The organism is Haloterrigena alkaliphila (genome assembly GCF_017352155.2).
Taxonomy (GTDB): Archaea; Halobacteriota; Halobacteria; order Halobacteriales; family Natrialbaceae; genus Haloterrigena; species Haloterrigena alkaliphila.
Window position 1 is genome coordinate 3,750,017 of record NZ_CP071462.1, and the last position, 17,978, is coordinate 3,767,994.

Annotated in this window: 17 protein-coding genes; 8 read left to right on the forward strand and 9 right to left on the reverse strand. The window is 67.0% G+C overall.

Features of this window, described 5'->3' with window-relative positions; genetic code table 11:
• Positions 1–624, reverse strand: coding sequence for a GvpL/GvpF family gas vesicle protein (locus tag J0X25_RS37280; protein ID WP_207288916.1), 624 nt, complete (start codon positions 622–624; stop codon positions 1–3).
• 395 nt (positions 625–1,019) lie between these two features.
• Here J0X25_RS37280 and gvpA point away from each other — a divergent pair, with 395 nt between their 5' ends.
• The 4 genes from gvpA (at position 1,020) to J0X25_RS37300 (ending at position 3,533) form a co-directional block, all read left to right on the forward strand.
• A complete protein-coding gene (gene gvpA / locus J0X25_RS37285; RefSeq protein ID WP_207288917.1) occupies positions 1,020–1,310 on the forward strand; it encodes a gas vesicle protein GvpA in 291 nt (96 codons plus the stop codon).
• A gap of 6 nt (positions 1,311–1,316) precedes the next feature.
• The gene (gene gvpN / locus J0X25_RS37290; RefSeq protein ID WP_207288918.1) at positions 1,317–2,360 is read left to right on the forward strand and encodes a gas vesicle protein GvpN; all 1,044 of its coding nucleotides are present in this window, start codon (positions 1,317–1,319) and stop codon (positions 2,358–2,360) included.
• A gap of 126 nt (positions 2,361–2,486) precedes the next feature.
• Positions 2,487–3,026, forward strand: coding sequence for a gas vesicle protein GvpO, halophile-type (gene gvpO / locus J0X25_RS37295; RefSeq protein ID WP_226776977.1), 540 nt, complete (start codon positions 2,487–2,489; stop codon positions 3,024–3,026).
• 177 nt (positions 3,027–3,203) lie between these two features.
• The gene (locus tag J0X25_RS37300) at positions 3,204–3,533 is read left to right on the forward strand and encodes a CHY zinc finger protein (protein WP_207288919.1); all 330 of its coding nucleotides are present in this window, start codon (positions 3,204–3,206) and stop codon (positions 3,531–3,533) included.
• Between the two features lie 39 nt (positions 3,534–3,572).
• Here the strand turns inward: J0X25_RS37300 and J0X25_RS37305 are convergent, their stop codons facing one another.
• Entirely contained in the window at positions 3,573–4,994 is a 1,422-nt protein-coding gene (locus J0X25_RS37305; protein WP_207288920.1) for a winged helix-turn-helix transcriptional regulator, read from the reverse strand.
• 142 nt (positions 4,995–5,136) lie between these two features.
• On the opposite strand from J0X25_RS37305, the gene mutS reads away from it, so the two are divergent.
• The gene (mutS, locus tag J0X25_RS37310; protein ID WP_207288921.1) at positions 5,137–7,914 is read left to right on the forward strand and encodes a DNA mismatch repair protein MutS; all 2,778 of its coding nucleotides are present in this window, start codon (positions 5,137–5,139) and stop codon (positions 7,912–7,914) included.
• A gap of 17 nt (positions 7,915–7,931) precedes the next feature.
• On the opposite strand, the gene J0X25_RS37315 is transcribed toward mutS, so the two are convergent.
• Both J0X25_RS37315 and J0X25_RS37320 read right to left on the reverse strand, forming a co-directional pair.
• Entirely contained in the window at positions 7,932–8,459 is a 528-nt protein-coding gene (locus J0X25_RS37315; RefSeq protein WP_207288922.1) for a GNAT family N-acetyltransferase, read from the reverse strand.
• Between the two features lie 107 nt (positions 8,460–8,566).
• On the reverse strand, positions 8,567–9,022 hold the full coding sequence (locus tag J0X25_RS37320) for a DoxX family protein (RefSeq protein WP_207288923.1): 456 nt from the start codon (positions 9,020–9,022) through the stop codon (positions 8,567–8,569).
• Between the two features lie 241 nt (positions 9,023–9,263).
• Here J0X25_RS37320 and J0X25_RS37325 point away from each other — a divergent pair, with 241 nt between their 5' ends.
• Positions 9,264–9,602 (forward strand): hypothetical protein, encoded by a 339-nt coding sequence (locus J0X25_RS37325; RefSeq protein WP_207288924.1) that lies wholly within the window; start codon positions 9,264–9,266, stop codon positions 9,600–9,602.
• Between the two features lie 59 nt (positions 9,603–9,661).
• Here the strand turns inward: J0X25_RS37325 and J0X25_RS37330 are convergent, their stop codons facing one another.
• Together J0X25_RS37330 and nucS are read right to left on the reverse strand one after the other, a co-directional pair.
• Positions 9,662–11,077: an aryl-sulfate sulfotransferase gene (locus tag J0X25_RS37330; RefSeq protein WP_207288925.1), complete on the reverse strand. Its 1,416-nt coding sequence runs from the start codon at positions 11,075–11,077 to the stop codon at positions 9,662–9,664.
• Positions 11,078–11,450: 373 nt separating this feature from the next.
• The gene (gene nucS / locus J0X25_RS37335) at positions 11,451–12,260 is read right to left on the reverse strand and encodes an endonuclease NucS (protein WP_207288926.1); all 810 of its coding nucleotides are present in this window, start codon (positions 12,258–12,260) and stop codon (positions 11,451–11,453) included.
• A gap of 149 nt (positions 12,261–12,409) precedes the next feature.
• On the opposite strand from nucS, the gene J0X25_RS37340 reads away from it, so the two are divergent.
• A complete protein-coding gene (locus J0X25_RS37340; RefSeq protein ID WP_207288927.1) occupies positions 12,410–13,018 on the forward strand; it encodes a hypothetical protein in 609 nt (202 codons plus the stop codon).
• 69 nt (positions 13,019–13,087) lie between these two features.
• Here the strand turns inward: J0X25_RS37340 and J0X25_RS37345 are convergent, their stop codons facing one another.
• Positions 13,088–13,573 (reverse strand): DUF7984 family protein, encoded by a 486-nt coding sequence (locus J0X25_RS37345; protein ID WP_207288928.1) that lies wholly within the window; start codon positions 13,571–13,573, stop codon positions 13,088–13,090.
• A 331-nt stretch (positions 13,574–13,904) separates the two neighbouring features.
• On the opposite strand from J0X25_RS37345, the gene J0X25_RS37350 reads away from it, so the two are divergent.
• A complete protein-coding gene (locus tag J0X25_RS37350) occupies positions 13,905–15,839 on the forward strand; it encodes a beta-CASP ribonuclease aCPSF1 (protein WP_207288929.1) in 1,935 nt (644 codons plus the stop codon).
• 421 nt (positions 15,840–16,260) lie between these two features.
• Here the strand turns inward: J0X25_RS37350 and J0X25_RS37355 are convergent, their stop codons facing one another.
• Both J0X25_RS37355 and J0X25_RS37360 read right to left on the reverse strand, forming a co-directional pair.
• Complete coding sequence (locus J0X25_RS37355) at positions 16,261–17,064, reverse strand: ABC transporter permease (protein ID WP_207288930.1); 804 nt, start codon at positions 17,062–17,064, stop codon at positions 16,261–16,263.
• Positions 17,057–17,977: an ABC transporter permease gene (locus tag J0X25_RS37360; protein ID WP_207288931.1), complete on the reverse strand. Its 921-nt coding sequence runs from the start codon at positions 17,975–17,977 to the stop codon at positions 17,057–17,059. Before J0X25_RS37360 ends, J0X25_RS37355 begins: the two co-directional genes overlap by 8 nt.
• Position 17,978: the final 1 nt, after the last annotated feature.

The window sequence follows — 17,978 nt, forward strand, 5'->3', positions numbered from 1 at the left end:
TTACCGTTGGGCTCCGATCGTGACGTCGACGAAGCTGTACGGGGCGAACGGGCCCGTGTAGCGGAACATGAGGTCGTCGTACTCCTCCTCGAGGTCGGCGATCGCTTCGTCGAACTGGCCGCGCGCGTCGCGGTCGACGAGGTAGGAGCGGTTGAGCACGAGCCGATCGCTGAACAGGTCGTTGGGAACCGACTGGGCGGCGATGGGGTCGAGCGCGTCCTCGACGGCGTTCTCGAGGGCGTCTCCGTCGACGTCGGCGTCCTCCTCGCGGACGATCTTGAGCCCGAGTTCGATCCGGCCCTCGACATCGTTCAGGGCGCGCCGAAACGCCGGTCTCGCCCCTCGGAGGACGTTCTTCAGTTCGCGGTCGCTCTCGAAGGCCATCCCGAACTGCATCGGCACGATCCCCGGCACGCCGTCGCGGTCCATGATCTCCCGGAGCACGTCGTCGTGTCGCTGGGCGTCCTCGTCGGTCTCCTCCGGGTCGGTCGTGTCGATGTCGGAGACGACGGCGTTGAGCCGTCGGTGTGAGACCGTGTAGACGCGGTCGGCGCCGCCGACGGCGTCGGTCTCGAACTCCACGGGTTCGCCGTCGGTGATGCCGTAGACGTACCGGTTGGTCATCGGTCGATCACCGCCCGGCGGCGCGGGACTCGGTCGGTCGGCTCGTGCGGAACGCGGACCGTCGGTGGTAGTTCCGACGTCGGTGGTACTCCCGACCGCGGCTGGCGGTCCGGTTCGGTACCGGTCTCGAGACGGATCGATCGGACAGATATCATGGGAACGGGATGGGGTTTCGATTGCCCGGGCACCCGCACGCGTTGGGGCACGGGCTGGTACCGTCGGGTATTCGAGGAACTCGTCACGGAAATTTCGGTGCGACCACGGGTCATGGTGATGCTTGCAGACGCAGCCCGTCGTGGCCGGGCCGAACGCTAGGGATCGCCGGCGGATCGCCGGGGGCGGCTTGCAGTCGCAGCCCAATCCGTGTTACCAGCAGGGGATGTATCCGGATCCGTATGGCAGCATCATCAGGTCGGAGACCCGACTCCTCGAGTCTCGCAGAGGTACTGGATCGCATCCTCGACAAGGGCGTCGTCATCGACGTCTGGGCACGAATCTCGGTCGTCGGGATCGAGCTACTGACGATCGAGGCCCGCGTCGTCGTCGCCTCGGTCGACACCTTCCTCCACTACGCGGAGGAGATCGCAAAAATTGAGCAAGCGACGGCGGAGGGCGACCTCGAGGAGCTCGAAGAGCTCGAGGTCGAACCGCGTCCGGAATCGTCACCCGAATCAGCCTCCCAATAACGCTCCATGGCCGACGATTCTTCGCGCAAGCGCAAGGTCAGAGGTCGGAAGATCGCGACCGACCGCTCCCAGAAAGAGGGGCGGCGAGCGAAGAAAGAACTGGCCCGCAGGTCGTCGAAGATGGGCGAGAAGAACGGCGACAGCCCGCTCTCCGCCCCCGAGGACGTCGCTCCCGAGCCGTTCATCGAGACCGACGCCGTCGCCTCGCTGCGCGACAGGATCAACGGCTGGCTCGAAGCGGAGAAGCCGGTCCACCTGATCGGCCCGACGGGCTGTGGGAAGACGGCGCTTGCGCTGTCGGCCGCCGCCGAACGCGGTCGCCCGGTCGTCTGGATCAACGGCGACGAGTCGGTCGACACGGCCGCACTCGTCGGCGCGAACGCCGGCGGCGAGCGGTACAAGGAGAGCGACCAGTTCGTCGGCGGGGTCAGCAAGAAGACCGAGATCGTTCGCGAACGCTGGGTGGACAACCCGCTCTCGGTGGCCGTCCGGGAGGGCGCGACGCTCGTCTACAACGAGTTCTCGCGCAGCGATCCCTCGGCGCACAACGTCTTGCTCTCGGTGTTCGAGGAGGGCGTCCTCGAGCGACCGGGCAAGCGCGGCGAGGATCGGACGATCGACGTCCACCCCGAGTTCCGGGCGATCTTCACCTCGAACGACGTCGAGTACGCGGGCGTCCACCGCCAGCAGGACGCGCTGCTCGACCGCTTCGTCGGCGTTCACATCGACTACTACGACGAGGAAACCGAACGGGCGATCGTCAACTCCCACGTCGACCTCTCGGAGGAGGACGTCGAGGCGATCGTTTCGAAGACGCGGGCGCTGCGCGACGAACTCGACCTCGTCGTCGGCACGCGGGCGGCGATCACGGCCGCGAAGGGACTCGCGGTCTTCGACGGCCGGCGCAACGGTGACGGCGACGCCGAGGCCGGCGAGTTCGACGACGAGTTGCTGACCGACGTCTTCATGGACGTGCTCGCGCCGAAGATCGCCGGCGAAGGGCCCGAGGACGTCTCGCAGTTACGGACGCAGATCGCCGAGTCGGTCTGAACCGGGTCGACGACCCACGACCCCGCTCGTCGTCGAACGGGCGGGGCGCACGCACCGCCTCGAGACGAGATCGAAACACCTGGAGAATCAGCACACGCGAAACGAACGTAGGTTCAGAACAAGCCAATGGCCGAAGCGGATACGAAACAATCAGCGGACCAGTGTCAGGCGCTCACCGAGAACGACGAGCGCTGCTCGCGACCGGCCCGGGACGACGGGTTCTGCTACCAGCACGACGAGAGTGATCCAACCGTGAGTGACAGTCAAGCAGTCGAAGACGAACAAGCACAGGACGAGTCGGACGCCGAGAGCCAGAGTCGAGAGCTCGGCACGGTCGACATGACCGACGAGGAGAAGACCGATCCGGAGTCCGTCGACGCCGACGTCGACACCGACCACGACGAGATCGCCGGCGTGCTGGCCGTCCGCCGGACCGTCCAGTCGACGGCCGGCGAACTCATCGGCAGGGAGTTCGACGCGGTCAGCGAGATCACGCCGACCGACGATGGCTGGCGAGCGATCGTCGAGGTCGTCGAACGCCGGGCCGTCCCCGACACGCAGGACATCGTCGGCCGCTACGAGATCGAACTCGACGAGAACGCGACCGTCCACGGCTATCGTCGACTCGATCGCTACCGCCGCGGCGACACGGCGCAGTTCGAGTAGCGGTCGCGATCACGCGCTCGTCGTCCCGACCGAACCGGCCCGCCGAGGGCCGCTCGAGCCGCTGCTGTCTCCAGCACTTACGGGTCCGCTTCTGGCAGTCACGAACTCGAGAAGTGATCTATGACGGCCGATTCGCAACCGCAAAGTTCTGCCGCCACCTGAGTACGATCGATACCCGTGTCCGGACCACCCGTTCGCGGCGTCGACGTCGGCTCCGAGACCCGGTGTGCTCACTACCACACCGACCGCGACGTGGTCGCCTTCAGGTTCGCCTGTTGCGAGACGTATTTTCCCTGCTATCGGTGCCACGAGGCTGTCGCCGACCACGACGCGATTCCGTGGCCGCGCGACCGATTCGACGAGCCGTCGGTGCTGTGTGGCGTCTGCGGGACCGAACTGACCGTTCCAGCGTACCTCGAGGCCGACTATCGGTGCCCGTCCTGCGGCGCGTCGTTCAATCCCGGCTGCGAGGCACACGCCGACCGCTACTTCGAGACGGGTACCTGAGAATCGCGGACGTGAGTACTCGGCCCATCCACACCGCCGTCAGTCGTCCGCGGGGGCCGACATCGGTGGCTCCGCCGACTCCTCCTCGGACGGGGTCCCTTCGTCGCGCAGCGTCGCCTCGACGTCCGGCGCGAGTTCGTTGACCATCGCTCGGCCGTCCTTCTCGCGGACGACCAGTTCGTCGTCCTCGAGCGCCGAGAGGTGGTGGGAGACGGTACTCGGGTCGCGCTCGAGTTCGTCCGCGAGGCGGCCGTTCGGCGCCGATCCGAGCTCTGCGAGCGTCTCGAGAACCCCGCGCTTCGCCGGTTCCGCGAGCGCGGCGTGGAGTTCGGCGTCTGCGACGTCGGTCCCCTCGCCCGGCCGGTTGCCGTCCGCGTCGAGGTAGTAACGGCGCTTGCCGTTGAGTTTGGCCGAGGTCACCAGCCCTTCCTCCTCGAGGACGCGGACGTGGTGGCGGACCGTCGAGAGCGCGACGTCGCTCCGATCGCTCACCTGCGAGAGGTAGCAGCCGGGATCGGCCGCGATCGTCTCGTAGACCGCCCGCCGTCGGTCGTTCTCGAGGGGGTCCGAGTCGTCGTAGCGGCTGTACCTGAAGATCGGCAGGAGCTCCCAGGGGAGGGTCGAACCGGCCCGCCGGAGGTGGCGCAGGCCGGGAAGCTGGCCGAACTGGCTCAGCCAACCGCCCACGAGACCCGCTGCGCTGCCGGCCGCGGCGCCGCCGGCTGACGCGCCGCTGGCCCCGGCCCCGGCGGACGCACCGGTGCTCCCCGCGGCAGCGCCGGAGGCGGTGATCGCGCCGAGCAGGCCGACGAGCACGGCATCGACGCCCGACGACCCGCTGCCGGACGGAGCCGGGCCGGTACCCTCGCCGTCATCGTCGCCGCTCGAGTCCTCCTCGGCCGCCCCGTCGTCGTTCGATGCCGCGGCGACCCCGAGTTCCGTTCCGACCGTCACGTTCGAGCCGTCCCCCTCGACACCGACCCCGCCGCGCACCTCGATCGGGGCGGTCACCCGTTCGGTCACGTTCTCGAGGAGGGCGTTCGTCTCGTCGGTCGTGTTCTCGAGTTCCGTCGTCGTCTCGTCGGTCGTGTTCTCGAGTTCCGTCGTCGTCTCGTCGGTCGTGTTCTCGAGTTCCGTCGTCGTCTCGTCGGTCGTATTCTCGATGGTGTCGATCGTTTCGTTGACGGTCCCATCAACGGTGTCAGTGGTCTCGTTCGTCGCGTTCTCGAGTTCCGTCGTCGTCTCGTCGGTCGTATTTTCGAGCGCGTCGGTCGTCCCGACGACGACCGTCTCGAGAACGACCGTCGTCGTGCCGGTACGCTCCCCGAGCGGGTCGCTGGTCGTCTCCCACGTCGAACCGCCGGTCGCCGCGGTGGCGACGCCAACCGTCCCGGAACCGAGGACGAGGACGGCGACGAGGCAGGCGAGTGCGCGGGTCGCGATCGACGAACGGGCGCTCATGCTACTCGTCGGGGTCTCCAACCTCGAGCGTAATACGCTTTTTCCGTTATCGTGACTATAAACCTGATCTAACTATCTCCGAAACCGACCGGCAGCGGGCGATCCAGCAAGCTATTTCCGCGTTCGACGGCGGGTTTCACGTATGGATCCGGCGCTTGGCCCTCCCGAGGAGATGGCCGAGAAACGCGACGAGCTGACGCCCATGATGGCGCAGTACCACGACCTCTGTGCCCGCTACGACGACGCGATCGTCCTCTTTCAGGTGGGGGACTTCTACGAGACGTTCTGCGGGGCCGCCGAGCGCACCGCGCGCCTGCTCGAGATCGCCCTGACCAGCCGCGAGGACTCCACCGGCGAGTACCCGATGGCCGGCATCCCGATCGACAACGCCGAGTCGTACGTCGAGGAGTTGCTCGAGGCCGACTACCGTGTCGCTGTCGCCGATCAGGTGGAGGAACCCGGCGAGACGTCCGGCGTGGTCGAGCGCGCGGTGACGCGCGTGATCACGCCCGGGACGCTCACCGAGGACGAACTGCTGGCCGGCGACGACAACAACTTCGTCGCCGCGCTGGCTCGAGACGGCGAGCGCCTCGGTCTCGCCCTGCTCGACGTCTCGACCGGCGACTTCTACGCGACGAGCGCGACCAGCGGGGAGTCGATCGCCGACGAGGTGAGCCGATTCGCCCCCTCCGAGGCGGTCGTCGGTCCCGACGCGCCCGCCGAGCCCGTCCCCGACGACTGCATGGTGACGCCGTTCGACGCGCGCGCGTTCGATATCGAACGGGCGGGGGAGAAAGTTGCGACGTACTTCCGGAACCCCGACGCCCTGCTCGCGAGCGACGTCGAAGTCCGGGCCTGCGGCGCGCTGCTCGCGTACGCCGAGTACGTCCGCGGCGGCGAGCACGAGGGGGAACGCGGCGAGAGCGACGAGCGCCGCGTCGAGGCCGTCTTCGAGGGCGACGCGGACCAGCGACTCGAGTACATCACCCAGCTCACCCGCTACGATCCGCGGGAGTACCTGCTGCTCGACGCCGTCGCGCTGCGGAGCCTCGAACTGTTCGAACCGCGATCGGTTCGGGGGCGGGACGACGCCACGCTCGTCGGCGTGCTCGACGAAACTGCCAGCGCGCTCGGCGGCCGCAAACTCAGGGACTGGATCCGTCGGCCCCTGCTCGATCCGAATCAGATCGAGGCGCGCCACGACGCGGTCGCCGAACTGAAAGCGGCCGTCCAGACTCGCGAACGGCTTCACGACCGCCTGCGGGAGGTCTACGACCTCGAGCGGCTGATCGGTCGCATCTCCCGCGAGCGAGCGAACGCCCGGGACCTGCGCTCGCTGCGGGATACGCTCGCGGTCGTCCCCGAGATTCGGGAGCAACTCGACGACGCGGACTGCGAGCACCTGCGTGAACTCCACGCCAATCTCGATCCGCTGACGGACGTCCGCGAACTGATCGAGGACTCGATCGTCGCGGAGCCGCCGATCGAAATCACCGAGGGCGGGATCATCGCGGAGGGGTACGACGCGGACCTGGACGACCTCCGGGGGACCGCCAGGGACGGGAAGCAGTGGATCGACGACCTCGAGGAGCGCGAGCGCGAGCGGACGGGAATCGACTCGCTGAAGGTCGGCCACAACTCGGTCCACGGCTACTACATCGAGGTGACGAACCCGAACCTCGAGTCGGTGCCCGAGAACTACCAGCGCCGCCAGACGCTGAAGAACTCCGAGCGGTTCGTCACGCCGGAACTGAAAGAGCGCGAGGACGAGATCGTCGGCGCCCAGCAGCGGGCCGACGAGCGCGAGTACCAACTCTTCCGCGAGGTTCGCCGGGAGGTCGCCGCCGAGGTCGAACGCGTTCAGAGCCTCGCCGACGCGCTCGCGACGCTGGACGCGCTCGTCTCGCTCGCGACCGTCGCGGCCCAGTACGACTACTGTCGACCCGAGATGCTCGAGCGCGAGGGACGAGACGGTCTCGTGATCGACGTCGAGGGCGGTCGCCACCCCGTCGTCGAGCGCACGCAGGAGTCGTTCGTCCCGAACGACGCCCACCTGACGAACGACCGACGGCTGGCGGTGATCACGGGTCCGAACATGTCGGGTAAGTCGACCTACATGCGGCAGGTCGCCCAGATCGTCCTGCTCGCGCAGGTCGGCAGTTTCGTCCCCGCGCGGGCGGCCAGACTGACGCCGGTCGATCGGATCTTCACCCGCGTCGGCGCCAGCGACGACATCGCGGGCGGGCGCTCGACGTTCATGGTCGAGATGGACGAACTCGCGACCATCCTGCGGGAAGCCGACGAGCACTCGCTCGTCTTGCTCGACGAGGTGGGCCGGGGCACCTCGACCGCCGACGGCCTCGCCATCGCGCAGGCGATCACCGAGTACGTCCACGACCGGGTCGGCGCGACGACGCTGTTCGCGACCCACCACCACCCGCTGACCGAACTGGCCGACGACCTCGAGGCCGCGTTCACGCTCCACTTCGAGGTCGACGAGGAAGACGGCGAGGTCGTTTTCCACCACGAAATCGCGCCCGGCGCGGCGACGGGGTCCTACGGCGTCGAGGTGGCGACTGCCGCGGGCGTCCCCGCGGACGTGGTCGAGCGCTCGCGGGAACTGGTCGCTGAGGCGGCCGGAGCGGATGCGGTCGACGACGGGAACGGCGACACGCGTGACGAGACTGACGAGTCAGGCGCGTCAGCCGGAACCGACGACGCCGGGGGCGCGCCCGCTGCGGCCACTGCAGATGGGGGTGAGCGAACCGCTGGTTCGCGATCCTCGTCGGAGCTACGCTCCGACGTAGGAGATATTCCAACTGACGTCGCCGCCGAACTCCGGGCGCTGGACCTCGCGCACCTCACGCCCGTCGAGGCGCTGACGGAACTGGATCGATTGAAGCGGCTGCTCGAGGACTGACCGCGGTCCGAAACGTCTCACTCCTCACCGAGCAACGACTTCCGATAGAAGAGCAGGTCGAACGGCTCGTCGAACCCATCGATGCGCTCGCGCGTCGCCTCCTCGTATCCCAGCGTCTCGTACAGTTCACGCGCAGCGGTCTGCGTTGCCATCGTATCGAGCACGATGTCCGTATAGCCCCGGTCGCGGGCGCGCCCCTCGAGTTCCGCGGCGATCCGCCGGCCGTACCCCCGTCGCTGGTGGTCGGGGTCGACGCGCATCCGTGTCAGTTCGACCGTCGACGCCGGAAGATCGGAGACGAAATCCGTCACGTAATCCGTCTCCTCGACCGGTCGGAACGCGCCCATCGCGACGATTCGATCCTCGCGCTCGCCGACGAGGAACTCGCCGTCCGACTCGAGGTAGGTTTCGGTGACGGCCTCGAGGTCGTCGTCCGGTCCGTCCTCGACGTAGGCACCGACGTCTCGCATGGCCGTTTCGTGCAGGTCCTGGATGCGGTCGGTATCCGCCGGCCGAACCCGGCGAACGCGGAGGTCGCCAGTCATCAATCGATCCCTCGTCGGTTCGATCGTTCCCTGACCTCGAAGAAAAGTCTTCGGACGAACGACACGTCGGTCGTCTCCTCGCTAGGTCGCAAGCGAGGGCGAACCGGTCACTCTTCGCGCTGGGCGATCTCGAGGAACGCGAGCGCGCCGCCGAGAAGCGCGGTGTTCTTCAGGAAGTGGATCAGTTCCTGCTGTTGCTGTTCCTCATCCTCCGCGTTCCAGAAGTCGTGCATCATCGGCGTGACGCCGATGAGGAAGCTGGCGACCGCCGTGGCACCGGCCACCGGGGCCCGCCAGAGGGCGACGCTGAGCCCGCCCAGCAGGAGGCTCCCGCTGATCGCGGGGACCGAAACGCGAGCCAGCGGCGTGTCCTTGGCGTCGGCGTAATCGACCCGCCCCTGGAGGTTCCGGAGGTTGTCGAGGGCGTTGAACGCGAGGATGCCGCCGAAGAGGATGCGACCGAGACGGAACATCGGCGTTTCGGTAACGGCAGATTCGGTCCCGTCGGATCGCAGGACGTCGGTGCTGTCGCTTCGCTGCTCTGGTTCTGAGAAGACGTTCATCGACAGTTCGAATCGCGGTGCCGACCGAGTTAGGGACCACCGTGGCACGTGCAGGGGAGTGATTCGTGACCCCGTCGAGTTACGGATTCGGGGGCCTCTCGAGGCGACCCTCGCGGGACCGTCCCGGTCAGACCTCGGGTCGAACGGATTCCCCCGCAGTCGTCGCTGTCGGCCGCCCCCACTATATCGGCTGAATAGATACAGGGTACCGCATATAGCCCTCCGCTGAGAGCACCGTATTATGGCTACGGTTGAGAACGTCCTCTCGTCGGTTTTCAGCACGATTCCGGAACTTCACTCCGGGCAACTCGGGTTACTCTCGGGCGTGCTCGTCGTGATCCTCTACTGGCACGGTTATCGTCGAGAGTCGCTCGCCCTTCTCACCGGGTTTTACCTACTCGCACTCGGCGTCGTCCCCGCCTCCACGAGGGGGTTGGCCGTGGTGCAGGCCAAGCCGTGGTACTTCTGCTCGCTCCTGCTCATCACCACCGTCGGCGCGATCGGCGGTCGAGCCGTCTGGACGCTCCTGTCGTTTCGAATCCGGTCGAAATCGCTGGAGAGCAGGCAGCGAGACGCTTGAACGTATGATTTTTCGAACCGGGTGACGGCGACCGAACTCATCGCAAACCTGGTCCCCCCTTACTGACGGCGTTCCTCGCCCTCATCCTCGCGGACGATCGGGGATCGGAACGCGACGTTAGCGTCACGGAGCCACCACGCAGTCTCGAGGCCGGCCCAGGTGAGTCCCGCCGCGACCCCGACGACGACGGCGGCGGCCTCGGTCACGCCGACCCAGACGGGGGCGACGAAGATCAACGCGTTGTAGAGTCGGTGAGGGAGAATCGACTCGACGATCGATCCGACGAATTCGACCGGCCGAAACCCGCCGGCGCCGGTTTCGGCGTCCCCGTCGTCGACCGTACGCGACTCGAGGCCGAGTTCCCGTGCGCTCTGGCCGCCCTCGCTCTCGGCCCCGGTCTCGAGGCGTTCGGCGTCGTAGGGCATCGTCGACTCGACCTGCCAGACGACCTCGCCGGACTCGTCGACCGCCAGCACGCGGTTGCCGTGCGTATCGGTGATCAGCGTCTTCCCGTTCGGAAGGCGGTCGGCGTCGCGGGGCCACTGGATGCGGTCGTCCTCCCACTGCCACGTGCGCGTCCACTCGCCGTCCTCACGCTGGAACTCCTGAACGCGGCCGTTCTCGGAGTCGGCGACGACGATCGCCGGACCGCCCCGCGATTCGGGGATGTAATCGGGGTTGTGTTGTTCGTGCAGGATCTCGTACTCGTTCTCGCTACCGAGCGTCCAGTTTTCGACCACTCCCTCCTCCCGATCGAGGAAGACGACCTGATCCTGGTTGCGCATGCTGACCATGATTCGACCTTCGTGTCGGCCCTCGTCGACGTACTCGACGTCGTTGATGTGGGCCCAATCGTTGGGGAACGCGTGGCCGCTCTCGAGGGCGAAATCGCTCTGAGCGTCCCAGAGCCACTCGACGACCTCCGTCTCCGTGTCGACGATGAACACCTGATCGGCGACGATATCGGCGACGACCACGTGCCTCTCGTCGATGCGATCCGCGTCGTGCCACTCCGCGGCGGTCTCCTTGTGATCGTAGCGCTCGTAAACGATCTCGACGTCGCCGGTCTCGAGGTCGACGCGCTCGATGACGTTTCGCGCGCACGGCGGATCGGAACAGGTCGGGCCCTCGGTGTGGATCGTGTCGGTCGCCGCGTACTCGACGGTCAGCGGATCGCCCTCGACGGGGTCCACGTCGAAGTACTTCGTCCGCGAGTTGTTGTAGTACAGCACGTCGCCGTCGGGTTCGTAGGCGGTTATGGTCCCCGCGCGTCCCGATTCGGTGACGACCGTGTGGTTCTCCGTCGGCGGGGCCCTCGGAACGGCCTCCTCCGACGCCGTCGAGAGGCCGCCCGCGGCTCCGTTGACGACGACGGCGGCCGAGAGGAGAACGAGGACGGCGAGTCCGATCCGTACTCGAGTGCGCGTGAGCGCCGATCGGGGGCGGACGGGCGGGGGACGGAACCGAGCACTCACGGGACGTCACCCGCACGCAGAGCGGACGTCACCCGCACGCAGAGCGGATGTCACCCCCACGCACGGCGGGAGCATCTGCGTGAACGCGACGGTAACTGGTTCTGCGCCTTCGACGGGCCGTCGCGTCGAGGGTAGCGGACGCGATGCCGGTCTGCGGGGAAGCGATCGGTCGGGGGATCTCTCGCCGCGTCGCTTTCGAGAGCGCGCTGCCGATGGCTGCACGGGGAACATCCGTCTCATTGGAACTGCACTCGGTAGTCGGCACACCATGCTACGGGATACCGCGACAGTAAACCCGCCCCCTTTCTGCTCAAGCCGAGAACGGTCCGAAAGCGACGTGTAGCGGTTCGACGATCGCGCCCGTGCGTGGTACTCACCCGTCGGTCGGCTCGAGCGACACGAACTCGAGACCGTGCTCGCCGAGCAACCGTTCCGCGCGGTCGGTCACGGAGGGCGCGACCAGAATCCCGCGGACGTCGGCGTCGGCGTGGAGGTCCCGCGTCAGGGCGTCGACGTAGCGCCGGAGCTGGCTCACCGCGTCCGGCCCGACGCGGCGGCGCTTGAGTTCGACGACGACCGTTCGGCCCGCCGAATCCTCGCCGTAGATGTCGACGGCCCCGGCGGGCGTCGCTCGTTCCGTCGCAAGCGGCGTGAAGCCGGGTTCGAGCAGGGCGGGTTCCTCGAGGAGGCGCTGGCGGAGATCCTCCTCCGTCCCCGAGAGGGCGAGTTCGTTCTCGTCGGTGCCCGAGAACGTCGAGACCTGCAGGACGCGCTGGAAGCGGACCAGCAGCCGCTCGTCGGGGTTCGACCGGAGGCTCTCGAGGACGAGCGCGTCCGTTCCGTCGTCGTCTCCGGCGCCGTCGTTGTCTTCGTCTCCGTCAACCGCTCCCGCGCGGTCGCAGTAGACGTCGTGCTCGCAGCCCGGGGGCTGCCAGTTGACCGGCTGCTGGCCCTCGTCGGTGTGGACCAGCGCCGCCCCGTCGGGTTTGAGCATGACGTGGCGGTCGCCGGCCTCGAGTACGCTCGAGGCTCGCCCCTCGTAGTCGACGGTGCAGCGGCCGAAGACGGTCACGAGCGCCTCGCGCTCGATGCCGTCGGCGATGGCCTCGCGGGCGTCCTCGAGGGCGGGTCGCTCGAGGGTTACCGCGTGCGGGGACTGTTGTGTCGGTGTCCCGGAAGTCACTGCGTTTGCGTAGCCCTCGCGCGAATAAAAGCGGCCCGGACCGGTGATCCGAACCGCTTCTCGGGGGTGCGTGCTCGCCACCGATGCGCGACCGAGTGGTAGCGGTTGTCAAAAACGCTTATCTTCGGGGATCTATGCGTACGAGTCGAATGACGAACGGTCACGACCGCCGCCGATTCATCCAGATCGCCGGCACTGGTGCCGCTGCATCGCTCGCCGGCTGTGCGCAACTCGACTCGCTAATGCAGTCCGACGGCGACTCGAGCGACGCGGTCACGGTCGCGGTGGCTCCGGACCGGGAGGAGATGCAGGCTCTCAACGAGGAGATTCAATCGGAGGTCGAGAACGGCAATCTCAGCCGTCAGGAGGCCCAGCAGCGGATGGTATCGGAGCAGCAAAATCTGACCGAAGCGGCCGCGACGGAGTTCGAGGAGTCGGCCGACGGCAGCGATATCTCGATCGAGGACGCCGAGACGCAGTACGGCCTCTTCCGCGTCACCGGCTCCGACGAAGCGATCATGAGCGCGCTTCGATCGGGCGAGATCAGCGGCATCTATCCCGGCGACCAGTACGACGCGTTCGTCCGGCGACAGGAACAACAGGCCCAGCGCCGGCAGATGCTCCAGGAACGGCAGCAACAGGCGGAGCAACAGGAGAACGGTACCGAAACCGAGTCGGGTCCCGGAAACGAGACGGGCGATTCGGACGGCGGGAACGAGACCGAGAACTCGAGCGACGGAAACGTGACCGCCGAGTAACTCGAGGCGCGCGTTCCGGCGTCGATGTCTCGAACCGTCGATGCCTCAATGCCTCGATCCGTCGATCCGCTATCGGTCGACGCCGAACGGACTCTCGCGCTCGGTCCAGTTCCAGCCCGGCAAGCGCTCCTGGAAGCCGGCCGCCAGCGCCGCCTCGCAGTCGTCGACGCCCGCATTCTCGTCTTCCTCGCCGTGGACTCGCAGGTCGGCGTAGTGAAACGTCGCCTCGCCGAGGGTCCGCAGCGGCTGCTCGCCGGCGATGGTCGCGGCCAGTTCTCGCCCGAGGATCTCGTCGACGACGAAGCCCGGGTAATCGCCCTCGACGTCGAGTTCGCGGAGGATCGCGACCAGCGCGGCGACGTTGACCGCCAGATCGCCGTCGACGAAGACGTCGTCCACCGCCGCGACGTACTGCGCCTCCGTGACGTGGTCGACGTCGGTATCGAAGATCTCGCCGAGATCGTCGCGGACGCGATTGACGAGCGGAACGACCGTCTCGGCTCGGTTCGCGACCCAATCTCGCTCCGTCACGACGCGTTCGTGCGTGAGGTGCATACCCCCAGTTCGCGGTCGACGGCCCTGATTTTTGCGAAGGCTTATATACGACGCAAAGAATAGCGTCCGATAAGCGGGTTCTCCCTGGAATCTTCCCGCACGAACCAGGACAACCGACGGGAGCGTATTCGTCGCGAGACGGTCTCACACGGATGATCCGGACTACGAGACGTTTGTCGTCGTCCCACGTGGGCGACGCGACACACCGATATCGCCGGTACGATGGAGTGCGGCCGACCGTCGAATCGTCTCGTCCACCGGCGTCCGTGAGAACCGGCCCGACACGTTCGCTCTCCGGCGGCGAGTTCACGCAAGCCACAATCGGCGACCTATGAGTACTGTAGAGCAGCAACTCGACGATTTGAAAGCACAGATCACGAGCGAGTTACCGAGCGATATCTCGGTTTCCTCGGTGAAATACGAAGGCCCCGAAGTGGTCGTCTACACGCGCGATCCGAAGAAGTTCGCGCGACAGGGCGACCTCATCCGGCAACTCGCCAGCAAACTCCGCAAGCGGATCACCGTCCGCCCGGACCCGAGCGTTCTCTCGCGGCCCGACGAGGCCCGCGAGGAGATCATGAACGTCATCCCCGAGAACGCCGGCGTCACCGACCTGGACTTCCACGCCGACACCGGCGAGGTCGTCATCGAGGCCGAAAAGCCCGGCATGGTCATCGGCCGCCACGGGTCGACGCTTCGGGAAATCACCAAGAACGTGGGCTGGACGCCCGAAGTCGTCCGCACGCCACCGATCGAGTCCTCGACGGTCTCGAACGTCCGGAGCTTCCTCAAGCAGGAACGCGACGAGCGACGGGACATCCTCGAGAAAGTCGGCCGGCAGATCCACCGCGAGGAGATGTCCGACGACGAGTACGTCCGCATCTCCACGCTGGGCTGTTGTCGCGAAGTCGGTCGAGCCTCCTTCATCCTCTCGACGCCGGAGACGCGCATCCTCATCGACTGCGGCGACAAGCCCGGTGCCGAGGGCGAGGTTCCCTACCTCCACGCGCCCGAGGCATTCGGCGCGGGTCCACAGACCATCGACGCCGTGGTCCTCACCCACGCCCACCTCGACCACTCCGCGCTGATTCCCCTCCTGTTCAAGTACGGCTACGACGGGCCGATTTACTGTACCGAACCCACTCGAGACCTGATGGGGCTGCTGACGCTGGACTACCTCGACGTCGCCGCCAAGGAGGGCCGCACCCCGCCCTACGAGTCCGAACAGGTCCGCGAGGCGATCAAGCACACCATCCCGCTCGAGTACGGCGACGTCACGGACATCGCGCCGGACGTCAAACTCACCTTCCACAACGCGGGTCACATCCTCGGTTCGGCCGTCTCGCACTTCCACATCGGTGACGGCCTCTACAACGTCGCCTTCTCCGGCGACATCCACTACGAGGACACCCGGCTGTTCAACGGCGCGGTCAACGACTTCCCGCGCGTCGAGACGCTCGTCCTCGAGTCGACCTACGGCGGGCGCAACGACTACCAGACCGATCAGGACGACTCAGAGCGCACGCTCAAGGAGGTCATCAGCGAGACCACCGAACGCGGCGGCAAGGTCGTCATCCCCGCGTTCGCGGTGGGCCGCTCGCAGGAGATCATGCTCGTCTTGGAGGAGGCGATGCGAAAGGGCGAGATCCCCCGCGTTCCAGTCCACTTGGACGGGATGATCTGGGAGGCGACGGCGATCCACACGACCTACCCCGAGTACCTCCGCGACGACCTGCGCGACCGGATCTTCCACGATGACGAGAACCCCTTCCTCGCCGAGGAGTTCAATCACATCGACGGCGGCGAGGAGGAACGCCAGGACGTCGCCGACGGCGACTCCTGTATCATCCTCTCGACCTCGGGGATGGTCGAGGGCGGCCCGATCATGTCTTGGCTCGGCCACATCGGCCCGGATCCGGAGTCGACGCTGGTCTTCGTCGGCTACCAGGCCCAGGGGACCCTCGGCCGACGCATTCAAAATGGCTGGGACGAGATCCCCACCAGCGAGGTCGGCGCCATGGGCGACAACAACTCTCGGGGCACCCTCTCGCTGAACATGGACGTCGAGACCGTCGACGGCTTCTCCGGCCACGCCGACCGCGCCGGCCTCGAGAACTTCGTCAAGACGATGAATCCGCGCCCCGAGAAGGTGCTCTGCGTCCACGGCGACGAGCGCTCCGTCCAGGACCTCTCCTCGGCGCTGTACCACGACTACAACATGCGGACGTTCGCGCCGAAGAACCTCGAGACCTTCCGCTTCTTGTAAAGCCGTCGGCGAGCCCTGGCGGGCTCGTTCCGCGGCTTCGCCGTCTTCTCGCGGGCTTTACCCGCTCGAACGGTCCGTGGAGCGTTGCTCCACGCGACTCCACCTCGAGGTCGCTTCGCGACCTCGCATCGCTCGCCCGTTACGATTCTACCGGAGCGCCGGCGGCGCTCCGGTCGCCCGGAAATCTTCGATTTCCGCAGGCCACCAGGCACAGCCGTGGCGCGGCGCGCGGATCCGCGCGCCGCGCGAGAGCCTGCCCTCCCCCGTGACTCGAGCGCGCGCTCTCATTTCGAGTCGCGCGCTCGAGTCGGCCACCGCGCTGTGGCAGGCCGATCTCGTGAAGCCCTTTGGCTGATCGGGTTCAGTGACGCCTACTCGAGTGTTCTGCTGCGTCGGGAGAATCGTGATCGGCGAGGGTCGATCAGGAGAGTTGCTTCGAGAGCCAGTCCAGGTTCGTCGCGATCGTCGCGATCACGATCGCACCGATCGAGATGAGGATGAGGAACGTCGAGACGACGCTCACCATCGGATCCAGCGACTGTCGCAGCGCTTGCCAGGCCACGACCGGGATCGTCTCCGTGCCGTGGCTCGAGAGGAACAGCGCCATCACGAACTCCTGGAGGCTGACGATGAACGCGAGCAGCGCGCCGACGAAGATCCCGTGTTTGACGTTCGGGAGGACGGCGTAGACGAACGACTGAATCGGCCCCGCGCCGAGGTCCCTCGCGGCGTCGAGCAGTTGCCAGTCGAACCGGCTGAAGACGGACCGCATCACGAAGTAGACGAGCGGCGTCGCCCACAGCGTGTGCGCGAGGATGATGCTCAGGTAGGAGGCGTCCAGCCCGGCCCTGACGAAGTAGACGCGCATCGAGATCCCGAGAATGATCGGCGGGATCAGCAGCGGGACGAGGACGAGGGGCGCGAGCAGCTGCCCGGCCCGGCCGTCGTCGAGTTCGTGCCCGAACGCCGCCGTGACGCCCAGCGTCGTCGCGACGACCGTCGTCCCGACGCCGACGAGGAGGCTGTTGTCGAACGCCGACATCCAGCGCGTTTCCTCGAGGAACGAGCGGTAGTGGACCAGCGAGTAGCTCTCGGGCGGAAAGGCGAGATTGCCCGACTCAGCGAAGGAGGTCACGACGACCACGACGAGGGGCAACAGCATGAACGTCAGGATCGCCAGATAGCCCGCTCGGAACAGGGCGTTCTCGAGGGTCTCTCTACGCATACTCCATCTCACCTCCGAAGCGGCCGAGCGCGACGGTGAGAACGGCAACGCTCACGAGCATCAACACCAGCATGACGACCGAGTACGCGGTCGCGATCTCCCACTGGAGGTTCGACAGCAACCGCTTCTCGACTTCGATCGCGAACGCCTGGTCCCGCGCACCGAGGAGCCCCGGTGCGGCGTACGCGCCGACGCTCCAGGCGAAGGAGATCACCGTCGCGACGATGATCCCGGGCATCGCCTGGGGGACGACGACCTCGAGGAACGAGCGCGGACGGCTCGCTCCGAGGTCGCGAGCGGCCTCGACGAGCCCCCAGTCCATCGTCGACAGGACGCTGTAGATCGCCAGGACGGCGTAGGGCAGGACGATGTAGACCTGACCGACGATCACGCCGACCGTTCCGGGGGCGAACTGGATCGGCTCCGAGACGAGATTCAGCCCCAGGAGCACGTCGTTGAGCGTTCCGTTCGGCGAGAGCAGCGGTCGGAACGCGTAGGTCTTGATCACGAGCGTCGTCAACAGGGGCAGGACGACCGAGAACAGCAGTGCCGACTTGACCAGCCCCTCGGCTCGCCGGATCGCGTAGGCGTAAAACAGCGCGACCACGACCGTGATCGCCGTGGCCGCCAGCCCCAGTTTGAACGAATAGATGATGGGCTCGAGCAACACGCCGTTGGTGAACACCTCGACGTAGCCGTCCACCGACCAGGTCCCCTCGGCGTAGCGAAGGTCGGACGACCCGCCGGTGAGGCTGATCCGCAGCAGGATCAGGAACGGGGCGACGAAGAGCAGCAACTCGAAGACCAGTAGCGGGGCCATCAGCAACAGCGCCCGCTTCGAGCGCGACCGCTTCCGGAGCGGTTCCCAGAGCCGAGCGATCGGCGCCGGCAGCGACGATTGCGTTCCCGACATC

Excerpts from the sequence above, each read along its gene's own strand:
- J0X25_RS37280 (WP_207288916.1), bottom strand. The coding sequence starts at position 624 with ATGACCAACCGGTACGTCTACGGCATCACCGACGGCGAACCCGTGGAG.
- gvpA (WP_207288917.1), top strand. The coding sequence starts at position 1,020 with ATGGCAGCATCATCAGGTCGGAGACCCGACTCCTCGAGTCTCGCAGAG.
- gvpN (WP_207288918.1), top strand. The coding sequence starts at position 1,317 with ATGGCCGACGATTCTTCGCGCAAGCGCAAGGTCAGAGGTCGGAAGATC.
- gvpO (WP_226776977.1), top strand. The coding sequence starts at position 2,487 with ATGGCCGAAGCGGATACGAAACAATCAGCGGACCAGTGTCAGGCGCTC.
- J0X25_RS37305 (WP_207288920.1), bottom strand. The coding sequence starts at position 4,994 with ATGAGCGCCCGTTCGTCGATCGCGACCCGCGCACTCGCCTGCCTCGTC.
- mutS (WP_207288921.1), top strand. The coding sequence starts at position 5,137 with ATGGATCCGGCGCTTGGCCCTCCCGAGGAGATGGCCGAGAAACGCGAC.
- J0X25_RS37315 (WP_207288922.1), bottom strand. The coding sequence starts at position 8,459 with ATGACTGGCGACCTCCGCGTTCGCCGGGTTCGGCCGGCGGATACCGAC.
- J0X25_RS37320 (WP_207288923.1), bottom strand. The coding sequence starts at position 9,022 with ATGAACGTCTTCTCAGAACCAGAGCAGCGAAGCGACAGCACCGACGTC.
- J0X25_RS37325 (WP_207288924.1), top strand. The coding sequence starts at position 9,264 with ATGGCTACGGTTGAGAACGTCCTCTCGTCGGTTTTCAGCACGATTCCG.
- J0X25_RS37340 (WP_207288927.1), top strand. The coding sequence starts at position 12,410 with ATGACGAACGGTCACGACCGCCGCCGATTCATCCAGATCGCCGGCACT.
- J0X25_RS37345 (WP_207288928.1), bottom strand. The coding sequence starts at position 13,573 with ATGCACCTCACGCACGAACGCGTCGTGACGGAGCGAGATTGGGTCGCG.
- J0X25_RS37350 (WP_207288929.1), top strand. The coding sequence starts at position 13,905 with ATGAGTACTGTAGAGCAGCAACTCGACGATTTGAAAGCACAGATCACG.
- J0X25_RS37355 (WP_207288930.1), bottom strand. The coding sequence starts at position 17,064 with ATGCGTAGAGAGACCCTCGAGAACGCCCTGTTCCGAGCGGGCTATCTG.
- J0X25_RS37360 (WP_207288931.1), bottom strand. The coding sequence starts at position 17,977 with ATGTCGGGAACGCAATCGTCGCTGCCGGCGCCGATCGCTCGGCTCTGG.